The sequence below is a fragment of the Vibrio kanaloae genome (assembly GCF_024347535.1).
GTDB classification, from domain to species: Bacteria; Pseudomonadota; Gammaproteobacteria; order Enterobacterales; family Vibrionaceae; genus Vibrio; species Vibrio kanaloae.
Window position 1 is genome coordinate 1,449,392 of sequence record NZ_AP025498.1, and the last position, 22,875, is coordinate 1,472,266.

Genomic DNA, 22,875 nt, shown 5'->3' on the forward strand with positions numbered 1-22,875 from the left:
TAGTTAATTAACTGAATAGGTCGTCAGATTAAGATTTTGGCTCTGATTTAGCGTCAAACTTCTCAGACCATGTTTTCAGAACATCTGCACGTTCACTGCCCATACGAGCGAAGTCCATTTTTGCCATGTTCTTCTCTACGTTCGGGAAGTTCTCTGCTTTACCTGTTACATCTTGGTGGCCAACAACTGGGTACATTTCGATGTAAAGTTCATTCGCTGCTTTAGAGATAGACCAATCGATAACACGTTGTGCTGCATCTGAAGGCTTAACAAGACCTACCGCTTCAGATTCCCAACCGATACCTTCAGGCGTAATCACAGAAAGCGGCGCACCTTGAGTTTTCAGCTTCGCACCGCGGCTCGCCATAGAAATACCGATAGCCACTTCACCCATACCCGCTTGAACACATGGCTTAGAACCAGAGTGCGTGTAGTGAGCAATGTTTTGATCTAGCTTCTGCATGTAGTTCCAACCTTGGTCTTCACCCATGTTTTGTAACCAAGCCGAAACCTGCATGTAGCCCGTACCAGAAGACGCTGGGTTTGGCATTGCAATGTGGCCTTTGTAGATAGGCTTTGTTAGGTCATCCCAAGACTTAGGTGCCGGTAGATTCAATTGCTTAGCCACCACTTCGTTAAAGCAAACTGCATTGAAGAATGCGTCATTGCCATACCAAGCTTGAGTAGACTGTGGGTCGTTAAGGTTAGCGCGTAATGCTTCTACACCTTGAGGCGTATAAGGTTTCAGGATGCCCTCTTCTTTAAGCAGTGCCATTGAAGAACCAGCAAGCCCCCAAACTACCTCTGCGCGAGGGTTGTTTTTCTCGGCCAATAATTTTGCCGTCATGATCCCAGTAGAATCACGTACCCACTTGATGTTGATATCTGGGTTTTCACTTTCGAAAGCATTTTTGTATTTAGCTAAAATGTCAGTTTCAAAAGCAGTGTAAACCGTCACTTCCTGTGCTGCATAAGCGTTACCAGCGAGTAGAGTTACTAAAGCTGCAAGTGATCCTTTCATAAAACGGTTTTTCATCATTTTCTCCAGTCAGGCTCAACTCTAAAGTGAGAAGTTGCCAAAATTAAAAGTTATCGAGATTTAAAGCTGCCTAGGTTTAGCAACCAAGGTTTAACGTTTCTTAAGTTAGAAGCCTCACTAAGAAGCACCTATACCCATAAATTCATTTAGGTTGTTAGTACACGCCTTTTTACTGGTATGTACCAGATGGTGAGTATTAACCTAATCGACTTTTATGACGGTTAAATGAACAAAAAATGGCAATTTAAAGATCGGAATATTTCTCAACACGAGTGACAAATTTGAATATGAAGCTTTTGTGAAAATAACGTTTGGGCTATTTACGACCGTTTAAATTGGTTGTTAAAGTAATTGCAAATACTGGTATAGTCCAAAATGAAAATCACGAGAATTGAACATGAGAAACGAATACTTACTACTGACACCGGGTCCTCTATCTACTTCTGAAACCGTTCGCCAAGCGATGCTAAAAGATTGGTGTACTTGGGATGATGAATACAACAAAGACGTTGTTGAAGTGATTCGTAGCAAGCTTGTGACTTTGGCAACGAAGCAGGCGGGATATACAAGTGTATTAATGCAAGGCAGCGGCACAGCTTCAGTTGAAGCAACAATCGGTAGCGTTATCTCTAACAGCGGCAAGCTTCTTGTTGTTGACAATGGTGCGTATGGTGCTCGTATTGCTCAAATCTCAGAATACTTAAACATTCCATGCCATGTCGTTTCCCCAGGTGAAACATCACAGCCTGACTTGAACGAAATGGAGACGGCATTGGCTATGGATTCAGACATTACTCACGTTGCGATTGTGCACTGTGAGACCACTACGGGTATGTTGAATCCAATCGAAGACATCGCCAAATTGGCAAAACAGCACAACAAAACCGTCATTCTAGATGCGATGTCGAGTTTTGGTGGCATCCCTATGGATATAGCTGACTTAGGTATCGACTACATGATCAGCTCTGCAAACAAGTGCATTCAAGGTGTACCCGGGTTCGGCTTTGTTATTGCCAAGCAATCGGAACTGGAAAAGTGCAAAGGCCAAGCTCGTTCATTAAGCCTTGACCTGTTTGACCAATGGCACTGCATGGAAAGCAACCATGGTAAATGGCGCTTCACATCTCCAACTCATACAGTGCGTGCTTTCTACCAAGCTCTACTTGAATTGGAGCAAGAAGGTGGCATCGAAGCTCGTCATAATCGCTACCAAACCAACCAAACGACATTGGTTGCAGGTATGCGCTCTCTTGGCTTTGAACCACTGCTTAATGATGATCTTCATTCACCTATCATTACCTCTTTCTATTCTCCAACTCATAGCGATTACCAATTCAAGGAATTCTATGACCGTTTGAAAGAACAAGGTTTTGTGATTTACCCGGGCAAGGTTTCAAACGCAGACTGCTTCCGCATCGGTAACATTGGTGAAGTGTATCCGTCAGACATTGAAGCTCTCATTGGCGCAGTTAAGAATGCTATGTACTGGGACATCAAATAATGACGACGACCAATCAAGAGCCGATTCTAAAGGCCACACACTTTCGAAGCGAAGGCGATGTGAACACCACGCCAGCACGCGAAAAATGGAACGAATCATCGCTAAACGATGATGCGACTCAAGCGATGTTAAAACGTGACTCTGACGTGTTTCTTCATCAAGCCATGTCAACGCCTTGCCTAGACACACTTGAAGCAGCCGAAGGCATCTACATTCAAGATGCGACGGGCAAAAAGTACATGGACTTTCACGGGAATAATGTTCATCAGTTGGGTTATGGCCACCCACACATCATTAATAAAGTGACTCAACAAATGGCGTCATTGCCGTTTTCACCGCGTCGCTTTACCAATGAAACAGCCGTTCAGTGCGCTGAAAAGCTTACGCAGATCTGTGATGGTGATTTGAATCGAGTGCTGTTTGCTCCTGGTGGAACTTCAGTTATTGGTATGGCACTCAAGCTGGCTCGACATGTCACCAACAACTTCAAGGTCGTTTCATTGTGGGATTCATTCCACGGTGCGTCACTCGATGCAATTTCGGTGGGTGGCGAAGCTTGTTTCCGTGAAGGCATGGGGCCATTAATGGCTGGCGTAGAACGCATTCCACCAGCAGTTTCCTATCGTGGTGCTTTTCCCCTTAATGTCTCTTTATCGCGTTGCGGGCAAAACTCAGGCGATAACAATGAGACGGCATGTGATGTGCACTACGCCGATTACCTTGAGTATGTGATTGAAAAAGAAGGTGGCATTGGTGCCTTCATTGCGGAAGCAGTGCGTAACACAGACGTTCAAGTACCAAGCAAAGCTTACTGGAAGCGTATCCGTGAGATCTGCGATAAGCATAACGTCATGTTGATCATCGACGATATTCCAAACGGTATGGGTCGCAGTGGCGAATGGTTCACTCACCAAGCTTTTGATATCGAACCTGACATTCTTTGTATCGGTAAAGGTTTTGGCGGCGGCTTAGTACCAATCGCAGCCATGATCACTAAAGACAAATACAACACGGCAGCGCAAGTATCTCTTGGGCACTACACCCATGAAAAAAGCCCAATTGGTTGCGCGGCAGCACTCGCCACCATGGAAGTGATTGAGCAAGAAAACCTACTTGAAAAAGTACAAGCGGACAGCGCATTCGTGCGTGAACAACTGCTTCAAATGAAAGAGAAGTACTCAGTCATTGGTGACGTTCGCGGCATCGGCCTGCTCTGGGGGGTGGAATTGGTCACCGATCATATCACCAAAATCCGAGCTTTCGATGAAGCGGAAGCCGTACTTTACCAATGTCTAAACGATGGCCTGAGTTTCAAGGTGTCACAAGGTAATGTGATTCAGTTGAGCCCACCATTGATCATCAGTCGCAGCGAACTAGAAGTCGCTCTGTCTGTATTCGACAAAGCGATAGCAAAAGTCTGCAAAGACTTTGATTACCTCTAAACCATCATCTAACCAATAACTTAAAACAATCATTCATCTCCCAGAACAACTTGAGCAGGGAGAGAACAGAAATAGGACACGACTATGAACACAACATCACCTATCCAAGCGGTTATCTTTGACTGGGCTGGCACTATCGTTGATTTTGGATCATTTGCTCCAACCAGCATCTTTGTTGAAGCATTCAAACAGGGCTTCGACTTTGACATCGACTTAGCAGAAGCACGAGAGCCTATGGGTATCGGTAAATGGGATCACATCCAAGCGGTGGGTCAACTCCCTGCGGTTGATGCTCGTTGGAATGCTCAGTTTGGGCGCTCGATGACAAGTGAAGATGTTGATGCGATCTACGCGGCATTCATGCCTCTTCAAAAAGCGAAAGTAGCCGACCACGCAGCACCGATTTTAAACGCGATTGAAGTGGTCAATAACCTTAAAGAGAAGAACGTAAAAATCGGTTCTTGTTCAGGTTACCCACGCGAAGTAATGGATGTGCTGATCCCTTCCGCCGCAGATTATGGCTACCGACCAGACAACGTAGTTGCAACGGATGACTTGCCTCAAGGCGGTCGCCCAGCTCCTTTCATGGCGCTTAAAAACGTCATTGATCTAGGTGTGACGAACGTTGCTGCGTGTGTAAAAGTAGACGACTCAGCACCGGGTATCGATGAAGGTCACAACGCAGGCATGTGGACAGTTGGACTTGTATTATCGGGGAACGAAGCAGGATTAACGTACCAAGAATACTTAGATGCAGACGAAGCAACACTGGCAGCAGCACGTGAAAAAGCAAGCGTGAAGCTAAACAAGTCCAACCCACACTACTTAATCGACACCATCGCCGATCTACCAACCGTAATTGCAGATATCGAGAAGCGTTTACTGGCAGGCGAACGTCCACAGAATAAAAAACTAACCACAATCTAAAATCCAAAAATATACATATTTAATTCAAATCCCCGTACACCAAAATGTTGTTGGGGATTTTCAGTTTTATAAATATGATATGGGTCAAGTTTCTTAATTTTACTGTCTACATCATTTGTAAATGATTACATATAAGCTATAGGTTAAATATAAACATTCAGATATTTAATAATAAACTTATTAAATATGAAATAATTAGCAATTTCATTGACTCCAATACTCAATCAGATTAACAATATAACTACGGAGAAAAAAGAGGTTCAGCTGAACCAACGCCTTGATTTACTTATTATAAGCAGTGTCATCAACTAATAGGTAATCGTCTTACTGGCAGGTTCAGATAACAATAAGAGTTAATCCAAGGAAATAACTATGAAAAGACTGTCAAAAATCATGTGCGCTGTTGTTGCCGCTTCAGGCTTAGCAGCAGCACCGTCAATCTCAGCAACAACTTATGTTGGTGCTAAAGTAGGTATGGGTTGGTTAGACAGTGCTTGTGTTGACAGCACTAACTGTGAAGATGATTCAGTTGCGGGTGGTATTTACGGTGGCTACAACTTTACTGATACGCTCGCGCTTGAGTTGAATGCCGATTACTTAGGTGATTACGACACGAGCTTCAATAATAATGGAGCCACTCAAAGATACAGCGACTCTATCGTAGCAATATCTTTGAGCCCAATGTATCGATTAGCGATTAAACAAGAATTTGATATTTTCTTCAAAGCTGGTCCTGCATATATCATGCATGACGACGAAGACGACGTTGTATTAGCCCTAGGTATCGGTGCTGAGAAACAGCTATCAGACGATTGGGCACTTCGAGTTGAATATCAATACTTCGATGATTTTGACGATAAGATCATCCAAGATCTTAACTCCAACCTTGTTACTGTAGGTCTTAGCTACAACTTCGGTACAGGCAATACTACCGCATCGGCAGCTGCTGCCGCAGCCACAGCTTCAATGACACAAGCGCCATCTGAGCCAATCACAGAACCAGTCGTTGTGGAAGAAGAAAAGACAACAGTTGTTGTGACGAAAGCACACACTGAAAGCTTCTCTCAAGGCATGTTTGAGACGAACAGTACCGAGCTGTCTACAGACGGAAAAATCGCACTAGTGCCATTAATTGAAGTACTGAAGGCTCACCCTCAATCAACAGTTGAAGTTGTTGGTCACACTGACTCAACAGGTGCAGCTGAATACAACATGATGATCTCTAAGAAACGTGCCGCTGCAGTAGCTGCGCACATCGAAGAGCAAGGTATTGATGCTGACCGCATCACAGCTACAGGTGAAGGTGAAGAGAACCCAGTAGCATCAAATGATACTGCTGAAGGTCGCGCTCAAAACCGTCGTGTTGACGCTACGATCCCTGGTTTCGAATACCAAGAAGAAGTACAAGTAGAAGAAGTGATAGTAGAAACCGCTGAATAATCGCACTCTACCTTAATCAAAATAACAAGGGCAGTACACTCAACGTGCACCGCCCTTTTCTTTGCCTATCTTTACTGTAATCAGTTAGAATAAGCAGCCGAATTCTACGCTCTATAATCAGAAGGCTAGACAATATCCCAGCTGTGAGTCATCTCTACGCTAGCACCTAGCATTAGACATACTGAACAGTATTTTTCTAATGAATCCGCGCAGGCTTTAGCAACTAACTCGGGATCAAGGTTGTCACCAGACACTTCAAAGTGAATATTAATCACAGTAAAGAGCTTTGGCGCAGTTTCACGACGTGTCGTTTCTAGCTTTGCATTACAGCCTGTGATGTTCTGGCCCGCAGATTTCAAACCATCAACCACATCAACAGAGCTACAACCACCAGCGGCCATTAATACCATTTCCATAGGGCTTGGCGCCGTAGCACCGCCACTTCCATCCATCACCACAGAGTGTCCTGATTGAGATTTACCCAGGAATTTAAAGTCTTCGACCCATTTAACTTCTGCTTGCATGTTGTTCCTTAGATGTACAAAACGTCATCATTATCTAGTGTTTTATATCAATGCCTACACCCTACTACTGGCGGCATTCATGAGCAAGATTTTCTGAGTGGCATATTTTTTTCGTGAATGATGCAATTTTTTCCATCTAAAACCTGTCTCTATTCGTACATTCAAAATCGAATGAGAAAACGTCAAGATGAGGTATCTATGAATAAATTATCTAAAATATTGGTATCACTCGTGGTTGCGTTACCACTGATTTCGCTGTTTGTAAGCCAGGCTGGCACTGCCAATACAATGGATAAAACGGCTAACTCAGGTAAAAGTGAAATCGCGACACTAGCTGGTGGGTGTTTTTGGTGTACAGAATCCGATCTAGAGAAACTGACCGGTGTTACTGACGTCATATCAGGATATTCTGGTGGTGAATTAGAAAACCCTACCTACAAACAAGTTTCATCAGGTAAGTCAGGGCACATCGAAGTGATCAATGTGGCTTATAACCCTGATGTTGTTAGCTATGAACAGGTTCTTGACCAATTCTTCAGACACATCGACCCAACCGATGACAAAGGCTCTTTCGTAGACCGAGGCCCACAATATCGACCTGCTATTTTCTATCATAACCAAGCACAAAAAGACGTTGCTCAGAACTTCATGATGGAGATCGACAAAGCTCAGATCTTTGGTGAACCTCTAAAGACAGAACTAATTGAATTTGAAAAATTCTGGCCAGCGGAAGACTATCACCAAGACTATTACAAAAAGAGTAAAGTTCGCTACAACTACTACCGCTATGCTTCTGGCCGCGATCAGTACCTAGATAAGGTCTTCGGTGACGATAGAAAAGAGAACCCGAAAACTATCCGTCAGATCATCGACAATAAAAATGCGGCAGCCAATGCTAAAACCTACGTTAAGCCATCTGATGCTGAGATTAAGGCGAAGCTAACCTCACTTCAGTACGATGTAACACAAGACGATGCAACAGAGCGCCCGTTTGACAACAAATACTGGGATAACAAGCAAGAAGGTATTTACGTTGATATCGTAACTGGGGAGCCACTGTTCTCTTCAAAAGACAAATACAAATCAGGTACAGGTTGGCCTAGCTTTACACAGCCAATCAGCGAGGCTTATGTCGTCACAACTACTGACTACAAACTGCTTTACCCAAGAACAGAGGTTCGCAGCAAGTTTGGCGATTCGCACCTTGGACACGTGTTCAAGGATGGCCCGAAACCAACAGGCCTGCGTTACTGCATGAACTCAGCCGCAATGCGCTTTATCCCTGCGGATAAACTAGCAGAAGAAGGCTATGAGGAATACGTTGAGATGTTTGAGGGCTAAGCACTCAGCAATTAACGATAAGCCTATAACAACAAAGCCAGCATATCGCTGGCTTTGTTGTATTTTCAGAACTTTATTTATTTGTCTGTTCATCATATTAACCCGTTAACACCGTGTCTTCTGGGTATTTCAACAAAGAAGGTTCTGGGCGAGCTAGCATATAAGCCAAGGTCAAGGGACCGATACGTCCAATCACCATCACCACAATCATGATGTATTTACCTGGCTCAGTCAGATTTGCGGTTAACCCAGCAGTCAACCCGACCGTCGCAAAGGCCGAAATCACCTCAAACATCACTCGGTCAAACGCGGCCTGCTCTGTAAGCATTAACAAAAACATCGCGGTAGTTAATAGTGCCCCACTCACCACTATGATGGCCAATGACTTTGTTACCGCTTGCCAAGTAACGGTTCGCTTAAACATCACTACATGCTTTTTCTGACGCAGGAAGGTCCAAGTTGCGACAAACGCGACTGCAAAGGTCGAAACCTTAATACCACCACCCGTTGAGGTAGAACCGGCCCCAATCAACATCAGCACAATCATTACCAGCAATGCAGGCTGAGTGTACTGAGACAAATCCACACTATTAAAGCCAGCAGTACGAGCACTTGCCGACTGGAAAAATGCGGCCAGCCACTGTCCTTGAGTCGATAACCCTTCCATGGTTGCTGAGTTATTTCTTTCCAGCAGCCAGAACAATACCGTCCCCACCAGTAATAGAGTCGGAGTGGCGGTTAGCATAATCTTGGTGTGTAAATGAAGATGTCGAAAACCTTTACGCCAGTTACTCGATAGGTCGCCGACGACTGTGAAGCCTAGCCCGCCGAATATAAACAAACCAGCTAAGGTAAAGATCACCAGTGGATCATCAACAAAACTCATCATGCTATCTGAAAATAGAGCAAAACCTGCGTTATTAAATGCTGATATAGCATGGAAAAGTGCGTAAAAACTTCCCGTTGTCCAGCCCATTTCAGGCACCCAACGGAAACAAAGTAATACAAAGCCGATACACTCCGCCACCAATGCAAAAATAATGATCTTCCTTACTAATTTACGAAGGTTAATCTTACGATCTTGCCCAAGTGCTTCTTTCGCCAACGCTTGTTGCTTCAAACTTAGCCTAACACCAAACATATAGAGCAATACTGCTGACAGCGTCATCTGACCTAATCCTCCGACTTGCATCAAAAACATCAGCAAAATTTTACCAGCCAAAGTGAAATGTTGCCCCGTATCGACAACCCCCAAACCCGTCACACTGATTGCTGAAGTTGCAGTAAACAGCGCATCGGTAAAGCTAAGTCCAGAGACTGAGAAAACAGGAAGCGTAAGCAATAATGCGGCAGGGATAAGGACACCTAAAAAACTCGTAAGGATGATTTTAGGTTCAGACCCTTTCCGTGGTTTTTCATCTCTCTTAAGCGTGTAGAAAATACCTTTACGTTGAAACGAATTCATACTCTTACCTTATTACCAATTACCAATTACCAATTACGTAATTTTTTAGACAAGGTCTCTTTCGGCCCAACAAGAATCACCACATCCCCCGTTTCTAAGCTGATATCAAGCCTTGGTGCTTTGGTTAAATGCGGTCCTCGCTTAAAACCAAGGACATCAACACCGCTCTCTTTACACAGCTTAAGGTCACCAAGTTTCTTACCCAACAAATTATGCCCGATAACGACTTCCGTTATCGCCAAGCCACTCCCAAGGTCAATAAACTCTAGAACGCGTCTATCTAACATTTTCCGCGCCACACGAATGCCCATATCTCGTTCTGGCATAATGATATAATCAGCACCAATCTTAGAAAGAATCTTGCCGTGAAACTTATCATTAGCCTTTACCCAAACCGCCTTTGATCCTGATTCTTTCACCACCAAAGTGGTTAGAATACTAGAGTTGACATCAGAGCCAATCGACACCATTACCATATCGTAATCGTCGAGTCTTAACTCTTTCACTGTCTCTTCATTCGTACAATTGGCAACAATCGCTTGTGAAACAAAAGCCGCGGCTTCTTTAACTCGATCTTCATCAATGTCGACGGCGAGTACTTGTGCTCCTGAACTTTGCAGCTCTCTACAAACAGATAACCCAAAACGCCCCAAGACGATAACTGCATATTGTTTGTCGCTCATTTGAAGTCCCATTTAAGAAATTGAATTACATCGGATAGCCAAACCTACATTAGTTTCTATCTCAAAAAAAGTCGAGTATGCAATAATAAGCTTATTCCATTATCATAATCGTTTGATTTATAAAGGTAGAGAACAACAGCAATTTCTGCTAATTTCCAACTCATAATTTCTGCGGCAGTACACACAATGAATGAATTCATAACCCAAGTTCAAACCTACATCAACCAGAGCCACAGTAACTGGTGGAGTAGCGTCTTATTTATCACCATCGCGAGTTTCTTAGCTTGGGTGGTTTGGCGAATTATCCATAGTCGTTTAGAAGTACTGGCTCAAAAAACGACTTTTCATTGGGACGACCTCCTGCTAGAAGCACTAAGAACCCCTGTCAGCACGTTACTTTGGTGTTGGCCTGCGACTGTATCGGTTGGATTGATTCTTCAAGACCAGTTTGGCAATGAAATCAACTGGTTAAAGACTCTCAAACACATACTGGTTATATGTACCTTTGTTTGGTTTACATTAAGAATGATCAGTAATGCAGAAGCATACGTCTTGGAACAGAAAACCAGAGACGAAACCACTGTACAAGCTATCGCCAAAGTCGCCCGACTATTCTTTATGACAATAGGTGGCCTCACTATCATGCAGGCATTTGGGCTCAGTTTATCTGGATTACTCACTTTTGGTGGTGTTGGTGGTTTAATCGTTGGTTTAGCAGCTAAAGATCTGTTGTCTAACTTCTTTGGCGGCATGATGATTTACTTCGATCGTCCTTTTAAAGTCGGTGACTGGATACGCTCTCCCGATCGTCAAATTGAAGGTACAGTAGAGCGCATTGGGTGGCGCATGACGATCATTCGCACTTTTGATAAACGCCCTTTGTACGTTCCAAATTCAGTGTTCAGCAGTATTGTGGTGGAGAACCCATCTAGAATGCTGAACCGCAGAATCCATGAAACTTTTGGACTTCGTTATCAAGATGCCGAAAAACTCGCTCTAATTGTTAACGATGTAAAATCCATGCTTGAGGCCCACCCAGATATTGATGCCAAACAGACGTTGATCGTTAACTTTGATAAATTTGGTCCATCAACACTGAACTTTTTTATCTACACCTTCACAAAAACGGTCAATTGGGCGAGATACCACAGGGTGAAGCAAGATGTTCTATTACAGGTATTGGCGATTATTCATAAACATGATGCGAATATCGCCTTCCCAACCCAAACACTGAAGATCGACTCTCAGAAGGTCAGCCTGTCTGAAGGTGTTATTAATTCACATCCTGAAGCTCATTGATAAGCGATAAGCGTGGTAATATGGTGGGAGTAGCCCTTATACACCTAATTACCACCTTATGATTTTACCTGTCATTTTAGCTGGCGGCTCTGGTAGCCGCCTTTGGCCATTATCTCGTGAACTTTACCCCAAGCAATTTCTAAGTGTCGCTGGCAAACATTCAATGTTGCAGCAAACACTCAAGCGTTTGCAGGGTTTAGAAAACTTTGTTGTTGGTGCCCATTGTGATGCTCCTTTCATTATTTGTAATGAAGAGCATCGTTTTATCGCAGCAGAACAAGTACGATCCGCTAATCTTCAACACAGTGGCATTCTGTTAGAGCCCATAGGTAGAAATACTGCGCCAGCTATCGCACTCGCCGCTCTACAAGCATTGAGCAAAAGCTCTGATTGTGCAGAAAAATATCGTGACCCGATCATACTAGTGCTTGCTGCCGACCACCACATAGCCAAAACTTCTCAATTTCAACAAGCCGTTAGCCGTGGTGTCGATTACGCGAAGCAAGGGAAGTTAGTGACATTTGGCATTACACCTAAAGCCCCAGAGACAGGCTATGGTTATGTTAAGCAGGGAAAGCCTCTTCTCCCTAGCACCCAAACGAGTACCATCGCAGAAGAACAGCGAGTCGCTCATGCTTACGCAATTGAGAGCTTCGTTGAGAAGCCTGATAAAAAAACGGCTGAAGACTATATTCGTTCAGGGCAATACTTGTGGAACAGCGGCATGTTCATGTTCACTGCGTCCCGCTATCTTGAAGAACTAGCCGAACATAGCCCAGAGATCTTAACCGCCTGCAAACTCGCACTTGAAAAACAAAATACTGACCTCGACTTTATCCGCATTGACACTGAAGCATTCAAAAACAGCCCGAGCGACTCCATCGACTATGCGGTGATGGAAAAAACTTCACACGCAGCGGTGATCCCTATGGATGTTGGTTGGAATGACATTGGTTCATGGTCTGCGATCTGGGATGTCAGTGATAAGGATGAGCACAACAACGTGATTGAAGGCGATGTGTTGACTGTAGACTCACAACACAACTACATTCATGCTGAAAATAAGCTGGTTGCGACTGTGGGGGTCGAAAACCTGATTATTGTCGAAACCAAGGACGCTATATTGGTTGCGAATAAAGACAAAGTACAGGGCGTGAAATCGATTGTTGAACAGCTTAATCAAGCAGGTCGAACCGAACATATACATCACCGAGAAGTCTTTAGGCCTTGGGGTAAATACGACGTCGTAGATCTTGGAAAGCGTGACAAAGTGAAGCGAATTACAGTAAATGCAGGGCAGAAATTGTCTTTGCAAATGCACCATCACAGAGCCGAACACTGGGTGGTCGTAGCTGGTATCGCGAAGGTGACCAATGATGAGAAAACTTACCTAGTCGAAGAAGACCAATCCACCTACATTCCATTAGGGCATGTTCATAGCTTAGAAAACCCAGGAGAGCTGCCACTCGAAATGATCGAAGTACAAACCGGCAGCCATTTAAGTGAAGACGACATAATCCGATATCAAGATAGCTATGGGCGAGGCGTGACATACGAACAATCTGATTCATCTCACATCAACAAATCGAAATAAAGCAGTGACCATCAAGTGAAATCAACATTAGACCTTAGCTGCTTTAAGAACAACGATGTCCGCGGCATCATTGGTGAACAAATAAATGAACATCTCGCCTTTCTGCTTGGAAAGGCATTTGGCGAACACGTACTTTTTGCTTCACCTGAAACGTCACTCGATGACTCAGCTCAGGTAGTGATTGGCCGTGATAACCGCGAAACTTCCATTTCATTACAAGACGCCATGACAAGAGGCTTAATCGAGTCTGGTATCACCGTCGTAAACTTAGGAGTGACAGGGACTGAAGAAGTCTATTTTGCTACCCGTCATCTTAATGCTATTGGCGGGGTGCAAATTACCGCAAGCCACAACCCAATAAATTACAACGGCATGAAATTGGTAGGAGCTGATGCGAGCCCAATCAGCAAACATAGTGGGTTAAATGCGATCAAACGGAGAGTTGAGGCTTTAGGTAAAACATGTAATAGCAATAACACTGATGGTAATGCACCTAATTACAGGTTCCAGGCTAACCTAGCACCTCAGCACTACACCGGCTCTAAATCGATAAGTATATTAGCTCCCTATGTAGATCACTTGCTCTCTTATATAAATCCTTTCGAACTCACACCAATGAAGATTGTGGTTAATGCAGGTAACGGTGTTGCAGGACATGTTATTGATGCGCTAGAAAGCCGTTTTATAAATCTTGGTGTCCCAATAAAGCTGATCAAGGTTAATCATAAACCAGACGCTAAGTTTCCTAATGGGATCCCTAATCCGTTAATAATTGAGAATCAAAACGCGACAAGAGAAGCGGTTTTAAAGCATGCCGCTGACATTGGTATCGCTTGGGATGGAGATTTCGATCGTTGTTTCTTTTTTGATGAAACAGGTCGCTACATAGAAGGCTATTATATTGTTGGCTTGCTAATCGAAGCATTCTTACTCAAAGAGCCTAATGCAACCGTGTTACACGATATGCGTTTAACATGGAACACGATTGAAGTGGCCAATAAACTTGATGGGAACGCTATCGCTGTTAAAGCTGGACACGCTCTTATCAAAGAAGCAATGCGTAATAAAAATGCGGTTTATGGCGGTGAAATGAGTGCTCATCATTACTTTCGTGACTTTGGATATTGCGACTCAGGCATGATTCCGTGGCTACTTATCATTGAGCTAATATCAAAATCAGGGCGATCTCTCTATCAACTCACCCAAGCAAGTATTAGTAACTTCCCATCGTCGGGTGAAATAAATCGTACAGTCTCAGCTCCAAAACAAGTCATCGAAAACGTGCTCAATCACTACAAGAATAGCGCGTTGACGATCAGTGATATCGATGGCATCAGTGTTGAAATGAGTAACTGGCGTTTCAATTTAAGGATGTCAAACACAGAACCATTAATGCGCTTGAACGTAGAATCCAGAAAGGATCCGAAATTGCTCGCTGAGAAAGTCGATGAATTGTTGTCTTTTCTCGTTTAAAAAAGCAGATAGCTCAAACTAAAACAGCGTCCAATAAAAAGTAAGCCGCAGTAAAAAGCCCTCGTTTACATTCACGAGGGCTTTGTAATTTTTGGCCTACCTTTTGGCAACGAACCTACTTATTACGGCGAGCTTCCACTGCATCCGCTAACTGGCGAAGCACTGTTTCAGTATCTTCCCAACCGATACACGCATCAGTGATAGACTGACCATATGTCGGAGCTTTGCCGTCCACTAAGTCTTGGCGGCCTTCAACAAGATGAGATTCAATCATCACACCGAAAATTGCTTTGTCACCATTCGCAATTTGCGTGCTTACATCATCAGACACATTAATTTGACGTTGAAACTGCTTAGAGCTGTTCGCATGACTGAAATCGATCATGACCTTCTGTGGAAGACCTGATGCAGCTAGCTCTTCTTTTATTTTACTTACATGCTCAGCACTGTAGTTTGGCTCTTTACCGCCCCGTAAAATAATATGGCAGTCAGGATTGCCTGCCGTTTCAATAATTGCAGAATGACCATACTTTGTTACTGATAGGAAGTGGTGTGAAGCACTTGCCGAACGAATCGCGTCTGTTGCAATTTTAATATTGCCGTCTGTACCATTTTTGAAACCAACTGGACAAGATAGACCTGAAGCAAGTTCACGGTGAACTTGAGATTCAGTAGTACGTGCACCAATTGCCCCCCAACTTATCAGGTCTGCCACATATTGAGGTGTGATCATGTCAAGAAATTCACTTGCTGTTGGCATACCAAGGTCCGTTAGGTCCAGCAGTAGCTTACGTCCGAGACGAAGACCGTCATTTAGCTTAAAAGTGTCATCCATGTATGGGTCGTTGATTAGGCCTTTCCAACCCACCGTTGTACGTGGCTTTTCAAAGTAAACACGCATCACGATTTCAAGCTTATCGCCAAGTTCGTCACGCAGTACTTTTAGACGCTTACCGTATTCAAGAGCCGCTTCTGGATCATGAATCGAGCATGGGCCAACAATCACCAACAGGCGATCATCACTTTCTTCTAGAATATCGTGAATGGCTTTACGGCTTTCAAAGGTTGTAGAAGAAGCAGTTTCTGTCGCTGGAAACTTCTCTAAAACAGCAACAGGGGGTAATAATTCTTTTACTTTGTTAATTCTTACATCATCAGTCTGAAACATTGCTTACTTCTTCCTATTTTCTATCCTTGAGCTGAATGTACGTCGTCTCACGTAACTTTCCATCAGCACTAATCTTCTTGTTCCCTGTAACTTAACTAGTAAAAACTCTAGTTTCAATCACTAATTAAAAAAAAAGGCAATTTTTTTTGTGTTTTACATAAACAACACCCCGTATAAATTAATTTACACCCTATAAATGACGAAACTTATATCAAAGTAGGACCCGCTATTTTTCAAAATCCGCCCTAGTCATAGAATATTTTGAAGCTGGATAATAAAAAAGCTCACGTTATTAGCGTGAGCTTATATTTATTCACATTCTTTCAATGGCTTGACGACACTATCAAGTCCTTCGATTTTCAAGGCCAGACACAATTTTAACAAGTCACCCAGCTCACCAGATGGGAAGCCCTTTTTAGCAAACCACAGCAAATATTCGTCAGGCAGGTCAATTAATATACGACCAGCGTATTTACCAAATGGCATTTGTATTCTGGCGAGCTTAATTAGATTCTCTTTCTCTAGCATTACAGGCTCTTTCTATGCTTCATTATGCTCTATAGAGTATCACCTAAACGTCGAACCCAATAGTTAGTGGCGCTTTGCGTCTTTCTGCGCATCAAAAGATCAATACTTGAACTGCTAACCTTGGTGGGTTGTGAAAATCGTCTGCCGATTTAATGCCAGTCGTAGTAAATGCTGGCTAGATTAAGGGAGATAAAGTTTAAAGGTTTTATAGTGCATTAGCTATGAGTGAAAACTCAAACGAGAATGACAAACAATATAATAAAAGGTTGTAGATAAAGGAGTTACAATTCGAAGCTAGTTTTAATATTAGTCATGTTGAACAGTGTGTGCATACTCTACGATCACCTGATTTCCTTCTATATAGGCATTTTGAATTTCCCCATCAACACTCATTCTACTTTTTAAATAGACAACTTTAGGCCCTGAATCTATGCCTTCTTTGAGCGAAGGAAACACATTTCTAGGCTCTAAATGCAGCAATCGACAGAAGTGACTGATGAATGACATGGTTAATGGGGTCTCCCCTTTTAGCACTCTTGAGAAATCAAGTTGATTCATTCCCAACTTCTTTGAAAACTCCATCTGGGTAATACGCATTCGAGACTTTTGAGACATCCACGTTTGATACAACGCATCTCTGTCTTGTTCGGTGAATTCCATAGTGACTCCTTTATAATTCATATCAATCAATTGTCCGTCTTTTCACACATAGCATGTCAGGGCTAGGTTAATGGAAACCAAAGGTTTAGTTTGTATAAGCGTACAATTTGGTTATAGGGACAAAGCATGATGGCTATAAAACAATCACAGCAAACAGCACCCCAGTACCAACTAAACGTTGCCCACATAGGCAAACTCTGACATTAAATGAATTGATTTCTAGAGCGCTTGCTTCAAAGATTCCACTTTTAACAGCTAAATATCTATTTTTAACAACTAGGTATATAGATAAAAACGGATGTCTGAACATCCGTTTTCTTACTCAAAGAATACGTAGACTGGCGTTGTTTAGTGCAAGTAAGCGAAGTACATAATAATCAAAGCAGATAGTGATCAGCTAGAAGAGCAACAAACAAGATCATAAGATGATAGATAGAAAACTTAAAAGTCTTCATTGCCATATTAGGCTTGTCACAATATTTGAGTACCCATGCGTGGTACACAAACCCAATATTCAGTACTAATGAAGCACTTAAGTATATCCAACTACTCATACCGACCAATACTGGCAATACACACACAACGCTAAGCAAAAATGTATAAAGCAAAATAGACGTTTTGGTGTATTCGATCCCATGAGTCACTGGCAACATAGGAATGTTCACTTTGGCATATTCGTCACGACGATGAATCGCCAGAGCCCAAAAGTGCGGAGGTGTCCAAATAAAGATGATCATCACCAACAACCAAGCGTTTGAATGCAATTCATTGGTGACTGCTGTCCACCCCAGCAAAGGTGGCATCGCGCCTGCGATCCCAGCTATAACGATGTTCTGAGGCGTAGCTCGCTTCAAGTACATGGTATAAATCACCGCATAGCCCAATAAACTTGCAAAGGTTAGCCAAGCAGTGAGTTGATTGACCCATAGCACTAATGTAACAAAGCCAAGCAAACCAATACCAGCAGCGAAGCTGAACACACGCATGCTACTGAGCTCACCAGATGGTAAAGGACGTCGGCTTGTTCGAGACATTTGTCCATCGATCTTTTTATCAATCAAGTGATTAAACGCAGCTGCCGAGCCCGCCATCAACCCTATTCCAATCATTCCAAACAAAGTTTGTTGCAAAGGTAATCCATTGGGTACAGCCAAACACATACCTACCAATGCCGTGAGCAACATCAACGCTACCACCTTTGGTTTAGTCAGTGTTAAATAGACCTTCCAAGTGGCGTTGTTTTTCGAGGCCAACTCACTGTTTGAAGCAATTTCATTGTTGACAGCAATCTCTTGACTTGAAGCTCTCTCTTGAACCACCAATTCATGTCGTGTTGACGTTCTACTGACCATGATTACCTCCTTGTAATACATTGTTCTTCACCAAGTATTCCCTCGGTTTTGGTTGCCAAACCACAAAATTCGTCACAACCATACTGATCAGCAACATCGCCGCTACTAGATTGTGCAAAACCGCGACAAAAATAGGTAGATGAAACCATACGTTGCTGACCCCTAGAGTGATTTGGGTAAACAACACTATCACTACAACCACGCTCAGTTTTTGCTGAGGTACTTTGCCGAACTTCCACAGTTGGTACGCCACCATTAGCACGGTTAAAGTCGCGACGATAGCCCCAAACCTGTGCATGACATGTATGGTAAGCCTTGCGGGGTAATCCAACACACCAAACTCATAATTGTCATGACCGTGTTGGGTAAAGTCGAAAGCATTTTTGAAATCGAGATAACTTACCCAGTTCCCTTCACATATCGGTAGTTGCGTACACACCAAAGCGGCATAATTTGACGATGTCCAGCCACCAAGCAGTATCTGTCCCACCACAATTAATAATCCACACAGCGCCCAAGCTTTAAGTGATGATGTATACGTAGCGTCACCAAATCGACTTTGGAGTTGAGACAGACGGCAATAGAGCAAGCAAAGGAGAGATAACAATGTGAAGCCCCCCATCAAGTGCGCCATAACCACAACGGGCATCAACTTGAGCGTCACTGTCCACATGCCTAATAAAGCCTGAAAAATCACAGTGGCAGAAATAAGCAAGGGAAGTTCAACAGAGGTGATACTCTTTTTAATACACCAAGCGACAACGACAAAGATAAGAAGCCCTAAGAAACCAGCAAAGTAGCGATGTATCATCTCTATCCAAGCTTTTTCTGCTTCAAGCGCTCGTTCTGGAAACTGAATATTTGCTTCATTCACTGCTAGTGTATTGGAAGGTACGGTGATTTTTCCATAACAGCCCGGCCAATCCGGGCAACCAAGGCCAGCATCAGATAAACGAGTATAAGCGCCGAGTACGATTACTGTAAGGGTCAGTAAAATAGTCACTCTCATAGCAAACATGAGTAATTTCGGGGCTTTATTATGCATTTTGGTATCTCCCTATACTTAGTCACAGATCCTAGCAGCTAACTTCTGACACCCAGTAGCCATCACCCAACCTTCCGCACTATCCTACTCGGGACAATTTAAGTAATTTTCTAAGATCATGAATCATGCCTTTAGACTGACCGACTAACTGCGACGGTTCAGAGACGCTTTTATATTCCATGACGAGCTGACCAAAAGGATCGATAATGATGATAGAAGCCGGTGCGAACTCGGTACTCAACTCATCACCACCAGCCATAAATGACAAATCCGATTTATTCAGCGCTGCTGGCAATGAGTTGCCCTCTGAGACAAAAACAACCGCCGTCACTCGCTCTTTATTTTTCCCTAACGCTAAGTAACTTTGATTCAAATAGTAAAGCTGTTGTTCACACAAGCCTTCACACTCTGTTGGCGCTATGTACCCCACTAACCAGCCCTTAGCTTCCATCGGAGCCGTTAAGCCTAGGTCCTTTAACGTCATTCTTGGTTCAACTAATTCGCCCGAATTCGTCACACCGGATGTGTACCAATTTTGCTCTAACACGGTTTTAGCGACAATTGCGGGCAAGGTGAAGATCAAAATCAGTCCAACGAGTACAAGACGACCACGAGATCGACGCTGCTTGAACGCAGCTAAATTAGCATCAGTACGCTCTTTGTTAGTTTGTGCTTGAGACTTATCCATCTTTATTCCCTGTGTTAGGTGCTTCCTTTACGCTGTCGCAATCTCGACTTTCAATGTCTATAGCAGTTTTAAGTGCCTACTTCTGCTTCATGTACCTATATCCAACCAATAACATCAAAAATAGCAGTACCGCTGCCATGACGAACCATTGAAATGAGTAACCAAAGTGTTTCTCTGATTTCATTGCCGACGGTCGCCATAACATTTCATATGGCCATGAACCTAAGCTCTGTGGCTGAAATATAAAGGGCAGCACCTCTTGACCGGTGTACTGTGATAACGCTTGTATATTGATGTTCTGAATTCGTTTCGGTGTTGTGTTTTCTAATCCCAGTTCCTGACTTAGTGGGTTCACTGAACGTACATACAAACGTCCTGACATATTCGTTGGTAGTGTGATGCTTCCTAATTGAGGCAGTTTTTTTCTGTCATTACTTGCCGCAACAAATCCAAGATCGATCAAGAGCTGCTTTCTTCCGTCCTGAGTTTGAGTTTCGCCCAACATGTAAATCACATACCCCACCATGCCTTGGTTTATCTGGTTATCCAGCAAGAGGATTAATCCACTCGGCTTCGCTAACTCAATATCGACCTTTAAACCATTTAAGGTTTGTGGACTCGATGGTTCTTGCGCTCGTAAATCTGTCCCTCTCCAATCAGAAAGCACGATATCCAATGCCCTAGAAGATTGTTGCGATCTTTCCAATAACTGCTGCTCATAACGTAGTTTCTCGTTACCTCGGTCTAACTGCCACACACCCAACTTGATTAAAACGCCGACTGAAACCACAGTTAAAACAGCCGCTATCCAAAAACCTTTACTGCGGAACTTATGTTCATCATCATTCGAACTGTTTGGAGTTATCACTATGGCGTCATCTACCTTTGTGTTGTTATTGAAAATTGTGTTGGTCGCTTTGCTGTTCTTCATTGTCTTCAACTTAATGAAAGGTCTCATCCAAATCGCCTCAGGCAAATACAATGGAAAAAGACTCAGTCATTTCTTGGGCCGCCGTGTAATGCTGTCAGCCATCGTAGTGCTATTGCTATTAATCGCTTTAGGCTCTGGTGTTATTACTCCTAACCCGCGACCTTATTAACTCAATATAGGCTGGGCACATCATGAAAGCCGTTGGATATCTAGTTAAAGTACATAGACAAACACGAATAACCCTAACCAAACCACATCAACAAAGTGCCAATACCAACTGCCCGCTTGAAACGCAAAGTGATCTTTTGTAGAGAAATGATCTTTCGCAACTCTCGCCAGCAACACAATCAAAAAAATCGTTCCTAAACAGACATGCAAGCCATGAAACCCAGTCAGTAAAAAGAAGGTGTTACCGTAGATACCGGACTGAAGTGTCAGCCCCATCTCTTGATACGCATGAAGGTACTCTTCAACTTGGAAGAATAGGAAGAAGCCAGCCAGCACAATAGTTATCTCCAACCACACGATCAAAGCCATCCGCTTGTTCTGTTCAAGACTGATATGTGCCATGTGCAACGTTACAGATGATAGCAAAAGGATAATCGTGTTCTTAAGCGGGATGCCTTGCCAAGGCATTGCTTGTGTAGTCACACCATCTGGTGTGGTGGTTAGCGGCCATATCGACTGAAACATCGGCCACAACACTTCATGGGTCATTGCATTGTTGCCTGCACCGCCAATCCACGGAACTGATATCATACGAGCGTAAAAAAGTGCACCAAAGAAAGCACCGAAAAACATGATTTCGGAAAAGATAAACCAACTCATCCCTTGTCGAAAAGAACGAGATATTTGTTCGGAATAGAGGCCACTTAATGATTCCGTAATCACATTGCTAAACCAACCTGCGAGCATATAAAGCAGAACAACAAACCCAACGAACAGCACTACTTTTCCAAACACGCCACCAGCGGATCCGGTACCCATGTTTTGCACCGTCAAGCCAGCACCAACCGCGACCAAAAACAGTGCAACGGCGCCGACTAATGGCCAGTGGCTTTGATGTGGAACGAAATACACTTCCTTTTTAGAACTCATCGCTCAACTCCTTTTGTTGATTCTGGTTCTGTAATGTCTTAGTTACTTGCGAGTGTGCTCGATGTTGATGTGCTCACTTCAGGCTTACTTGCCTCTCCACTCACCTGATTCGTGATGTTAAACAACGTATAAGAGAGCGTAAGCGTATGTATTGATTCTGGGATGTCAGGCTCAATATAAAATATCAAACCCATTTCAGCGCTCTTATACCCGCCTAATGGTTGCTGGTTAAAGCAAAAGCACTCCATCTTATTGAAGTAGGTAGCCCCCATTCCCGGAGACACCGACGGCACGGCTTGTCCAACCAACGAAGCACCTGATAGGTTTTTAGCAAAATAATTCGTTTGAATGACCTGACCAGGGTGAACCTCTAATACACGCGCTTCGGGGGAAAATTGCCATGGCATATCTGGCTTAATGTGAGACATAAATTCCACTCGAATTGTACGAGAGTAGTCAGGCTGCATTCCTTGCGGTTGCACGGCAGAAACGGTATTGGTTTTGCCATTAATCCCCAAGGCTTCACACATGACATCGTAGAGCGGCACCAAAGCGAAGCCGAAGCCAAACATGCCTATCACGCTCAGTAACAAATAACCCGTCAGCTTCTTGGTTGAACGTCTTGGCTGCTCAGCGTTGCGGTTTTGGTTGCTTTGTCTGTTGTCCATATCTCATCT

Annotated in this window: 22 protein-coding genes; 9 read left to right on the forward strand and 13 right to left on the reverse strand. The window is 43.4% G+C overall.

Features of this window, described 5'->3' with window-relative positions:
• Positions 1-28 precede the first annotated feature (28 nt).
• On the reverse strand, positions 29-1,039 hold the full coding sequence (locus OCV24_RS20640; RefSeq protein WP_017104203.1) for a putative 2-aminoethylphosphonate ABC transporter substrate-binding protein: 1,011 nt from the start codon (positions 1,037-1,039) through the stop codon (positions 29-31).
• Between the two features lie 397 nt (positions 1,040-1,436).
• Between OCV24_RS20640 and phnW the strand changes: the two genes are divergently transcribed.
• The 4 genes from phnW to OCV24_RS20660 all read left to right on the forward strand — a co-directional run bounded on the left by phnW (position 1,437) and on the right by OCV24_RS20660 (position 6,349).
• Positions 1,437-2,540: a 2-aminoethylphosphonate--pyruvate transaminase gene (phnW, locus tag OCV24_RS20645; protein WP_137007993.1), complete on the forward strand. Its 1,104-nt coding sequence runs from the start codon at positions 1,437-1,439 to the stop codon at positions 2,538-2,540.
• Positions 2,540-3,982 (forward strand): aspartate aminotransferase family protein, encoded by a 1,443-nt coding sequence (locus OCV24_RS20650; RefSeq protein WP_150878908.1) that lies wholly within the window; start codon positions 2,540-2,542, stop codon positions 3,980-3,982. The genes phnW and OCV24_RS20650 overlap by 1 nt, the downstream gene beginning before the upstream one ends.
• Positions 3,983-4,066: 84 nt before the next feature.
• A complete protein-coding gene (phnX, locus tag OCV24_RS20655; RefSeq protein ID WP_146450115.1) occupies positions 4,067-4,909 on the forward strand; it encodes a phosphonoacetaldehyde hydrolase in 843 nt (280 codons plus the stop codon).
• Between the two features lie 372 nt (positions 4,910-5,281).
• Complete coding sequence (locus OCV24_RS20660) at positions 5,282-6,349, forward strand: OmpA family protein (RefSeq protein ID WP_102506234.1); 1,068 nt, start codon at positions 5,282-5,284, stop codon at positions 6,347-6,349.
• A gap of 125 nt (positions 6,350-6,474) precedes the next feature.
• Here OCV24_RS20660 and OCV24_RS20665 read toward each other — a convergent pair whose 3' ends face one another.
• Complete coding sequence (locus tag OCV24_RS20665) at positions 6,475-6,873, reverse strand: OsmC family protein (RefSeq protein ID WP_017058634.1); 399 nt, start codon at positions 6,871-6,873, stop codon at positions 6,475-6,477.
• 198 nt (positions 6,874-7,071) lie between these two features.
• Here OCV24_RS20665 and msrB point away from each other — a divergent pair, with 198 nt between their 5' ends.
• A complete protein-coding gene (msrB, locus tag OCV24_RS20670) occupies positions 7,072-8,214 on the forward strand; it encodes a peptide-methionine (R)-S-oxide reductase MsrB (RefSeq protein ID WP_017058635.1) in 1,143 nt (380 codons plus the stop codon).
• A 97-nt stretch (positions 8,215-8,311) separates the two neighbouring features.
• Here msrB and OCV24_RS20675 read toward each other — a convergent pair whose 3' ends face one another.
• Together OCV24_RS20675 and OCV24_RS20680 are read right to left on the reverse strand one after the other, a co-directional pair.
• The gene (locus OCV24_RS20675) at positions 8,312-9,679 is read right to left on the reverse strand and encodes a TrkH family potassium uptake protein (RefSeq protein WP_077681664.1); all 1,368 of its coding nucleotides are present in this window, start codon (positions 9,677-9,679) and stop codon (positions 8,312-8,314) included.
• A gap of 26 nt (positions 9,680-9,705) precedes the next feature.
• Entirely contained in the window at positions 9,706-10,362 is a 657-nt protein-coding gene (locus tag OCV24_RS20680) for a potassium channel family protein (protein WP_150878906.1), read from the reverse strand.
• Positions 10,363-10,548: 186 nt separating this feature from the next.
• Here OCV24_RS20680 and OCV24_RS20685 point away from each other — a divergent pair, with 186 nt between their 5' ends.
• Genes OCV24_RS20685 through OCV24_RS20695 form a run of 3 tightly spaced genes read left to right on the forward strand, consistent with a single transcriptional unit; the run spans position 10,549 to position 14,728 of the window.
• Positions 10,549-11,661: a mechanosensitive ion channel family protein gene (locus OCV24_RS20685; RefSeq protein WP_046223998.1), complete on the forward strand. Its 1,113-nt coding sequence runs from the start codon at positions 10,549-10,551 to the stop codon at positions 11,659-11,661.
• A 58-nt stretch (positions 11,662-11,719) separates the two neighbouring features.
• Positions 11,720-13,255, forward strand: coding sequence for a mannose-1-phosphate guanylyltransferase/mannose-6-phosphate isomerase (locus tag OCV24_RS20690; protein ID WP_150878904.1), 1,536 nt, complete (start codon positions 11,720-11,722; stop codon positions 13,253-13,255).
• Positions 13,256-13,270: 15 nt separating this feature from the next.
• A complete protein-coding gene (locus OCV24_RS20695) occupies positions 13,271-14,728 on the forward strand; it encodes a phosphohexomutase domain-containing protein (protein ID WP_137008977.1) in 1,458 nt (485 codons plus the stop codon).
• Between the two features lie 115 nt (positions 14,729-14,843).
• Here the strand turns inward: OCV24_RS20695 and aroG are convergent, their stop codons facing one another.
• The 7 genes from aroG to OCV24_RS20730 all read right to left on the reverse strand — a co-directional run bounded on the left by aroG (position 14,844) and on the right by OCV24_RS20730 (position 21,127).
• Complete coding sequence (gene aroG / locus OCV24_RS20700; protein WP_046224001.1) at positions 14,844-15,896, reverse strand: 3-deoxy-7-phosphoheptulonate synthase AroG; 1,053 nt, start codon at positions 15,894-15,896, stop codon at positions 14,844-14,846.
• 309 nt (positions 15,897-16,205) lie between these two features.
• Complete coding sequence (locus OCV24_RS20705; protein ID WP_150878902.1) at positions 16,206-16,424, reverse strand: DUF3820 family protein; 219 nt, start codon at positions 16,422-16,424, stop codon at positions 16,206-16,208.
• Positions 16,425-16,730: 306 nt separating this feature from the next.
• Entirely contained in the window at positions 16,731-17,084 is a 354-nt protein-coding gene (locus tag OCV24_RS20710) for a hypothetical protein (RefSeq protein ID WP_017058656.1), read from the reverse strand.
• A gap of 377 nt (positions 17,085-17,461) precedes the next feature.
• Positions 17,462-18,436, reverse strand: coding sequence for a heme o synthase (gene cyoE, locus OCV24_RS20715; protein WP_017058657.1), 975 nt, complete (start codon positions 18,434-18,436; stop codon positions 17,462-17,464).
• Positions 18,426-19,481, reverse strand: a complete 1,056-nt coding sequence (locus OCV24_RS20720; protein ID WP_017058658.1) for a COX15/CtaA family protein — start codon at positions 19,479-19,481, stop codon at positions 18,426-18,428. Before OCV24_RS20720 ends, cyoE begins: the two co-directional genes overlap by 11 nt.
• 79 nt (positions 19,482-19,560) lie before the next feature.
• Positions 19,561-20,169, reverse strand: a complete 609-nt coding sequence (locus tag OCV24_RS20725) for a hypothetical protein (RefSeq protein ID WP_017058659.1) — start codon at positions 20,167-20,169, stop codon at positions 19,561-19,563.
• Between the two features lie 76 nt (positions 20,170-20,245).
• Positions 20,246-21,127 (reverse strand): SURF1 family protein, encoded by an 882-nt coding sequence (locus tag OCV24_RS20730; protein ID WP_230855803.1) that lies wholly within the window; start codon positions 21,125-21,127, stop codon positions 20,246-20,248.
• Here OCV24_RS20730 and OCV24_RS20735 point away from each other — a divergent pair.
• Positions 21,039-21,269: a DUF2909 domain-containing protein gene (locus OCV24_RS20735; protein WP_136980391.1), complete on the forward strand. Its 231-nt coding sequence runs from the start codon at positions 21,039-21,041 to the stop codon at positions 21,267-21,269. The two genes, OCV24_RS20730 and OCV24_RS20735, sit on opposite strands and share 89 nt — an antisense overlap.
• 44 nt (positions 21,270-21,313) lie before the next feature.
• On the opposite strand, the gene OCV24_RS20740 is transcribed toward OCV24_RS20735, so the two are convergent.
• Both OCV24_RS20740 and OCV24_RS20745 read right to left on the reverse strand, forming a co-directional pair.
• Positions 21,314-22,198, reverse strand: coding sequence for a cytochrome c oxidase subunit 3 (locus OCV24_RS20740; RefSeq protein ID WP_017058662.1), 885 nt, complete (start codon positions 22,196-22,198; stop codon positions 21,314-21,316).
• Positions 22,199-22,236: 38 nt separating this feature from the next.
• Positions 22,237-22,866: a cytochrome c oxidase assembly protein gene (locus OCV24_RS20745; protein WP_017058663.1), complete on the reverse strand. Its 630-nt coding sequence runs from the start codon at positions 22,864-22,866 to the stop codon at positions 22,237-22,239.
• Positions 22,867-22,875: the final 9 nt, after the last annotated feature.

Coding starts and splice junctions, on each gene's coding strand:
- phnX (WP_146450115.1), top strand. CDS start 4,067: ATGAACACAACATCACCTATCCAAGCGGTTATCTTTGACTGGGCTGGC.
- phnW (WP_137007993.1), top strand. CDS start 1,437: ATGAGAAACGAATACTTACTACTGACACCGGGTCCTCTATCTACTTCT.
- OCV24_RS20690 (WP_150878904.1), top strand. CDS start 11,720: ATGATTTTACCTGTCATTTTAGCTGGCGGCTCTGGTAGCCGCCTTTGG.
- cyoE (WP_017058657.1), bottom strand. CDS start 18,436: ATGGTCAGTAGAACGTCAACACGACATGAATTGGTGGTTCAAGAGAGA.
- OCV24_RS20725 (WP_017058659.1), bottom strand. CDS start 20,169: ATGGATAAGTCTCAAGCACAAACTAACAAAGAGCGTACTGATGCTAAT.
- OCV24_RS20640 (WP_017104203.1), bottom strand. CDS start 1,039: ATGATGAAAAACCGTTTTATGAAAGGATCACTTGCAGCTTTAGTAACT.
- OCV24_RS20710 (WP_017058656.1), bottom strand. CDS start 17,084: ATGGAATTCACCGAACAAGACAGAGATGCGTTGTATCAAACGTGGATG.
- OCV24_RS20745 (WP_017058663.1), bottom strand. CDS start 22,866: ATGGACAACAGACAAAGCAACCAAAACCGCAACGCTGAGCAGCCAAGA.
- OCV24_RS20650 (WP_150878908.1), top strand. CDS start 2,540: ATGACGACGACCAATCAAGAGCCGATTCTAAAGGCCACACACTTTCGA.
- OCV24_RS20675 (WP_077681664.1), bottom strand. CDS start 9,679: ATGAATTCGTTTCAACGTAAAGGTATTTTCTACACGCTTAAGAGAGAT.
- OCV24_RS20740 (WP_017058662.1), bottom strand. CDS start 22,198: ATGAGTTCTAAAAAGGAAGTGTATTTCGTTCCACATCAAAGCCACTGG.
- OCV24_RS20665 (WP_017058634.1), bottom strand. CDS start 6,873: ATGCAAGCAGAAGTTAAATGGGTCGAAGACTTTAAATTCCTGGGTAAA.
- OCV24_RS20720 (WP_017058658.1), bottom strand. CDS start 19,481: ATGCATAATAAAGCCCCGAAATTACTCATGTTTGCTATGAGAGTGACT.
- aroG (WP_046224001.1), bottom strand. CDS start 15,896: ATGTTTCAGACTGATGATGTAAGAATTAACAAAGTAAAAGAATTATTA.
- OCV24_RS20660 (WP_102506234.1), top strand. CDS start 5,282: ATGAAAAGACTGTCAAAAATCATGTGCGCTGTTGTTGCCGCTTCAGGC.
- OCV24_RS20735 (WP_136980391.1), top strand. CDS start 21,039: ATGGCGTCATCTACCTTTGTGTTGTTATTGAAAATTGTGTTGGTCGCT.
- OCV24_RS20705 (WP_150878902.1), bottom strand. CDS start 16,424: ATGCTAGAGAAAGAGAATCTAATTAAGCTCGCCAGAATACAAATGCCA.
- OCV24_RS20680 (WP_150878906.1), bottom strand. CDS start 10,362: ATGAGCGACAAACAATATGCAGTTATCGTCTTGGGGCGTTTTGGGTTA.
- OCV24_RS20685 (WP_046223998.1), top strand. CDS start 10,549: ATGAATGAATTCATAACCCAAGTTCAAACCTACATCAACCAGAGCCAC.
- OCV24_RS20730 (WP_230855803.1), bottom strand. CDS start 21,127: ATGAGACCTTTCATTAAGTTGAAGACAATGAAGAACAGCAAAGCGACC.
- msrB (WP_017058635.1), top strand. CDS start 7,072: ATGAATAAATTATCTAAAATATTGGTATCACTCGTGGTTGCGTTACCA.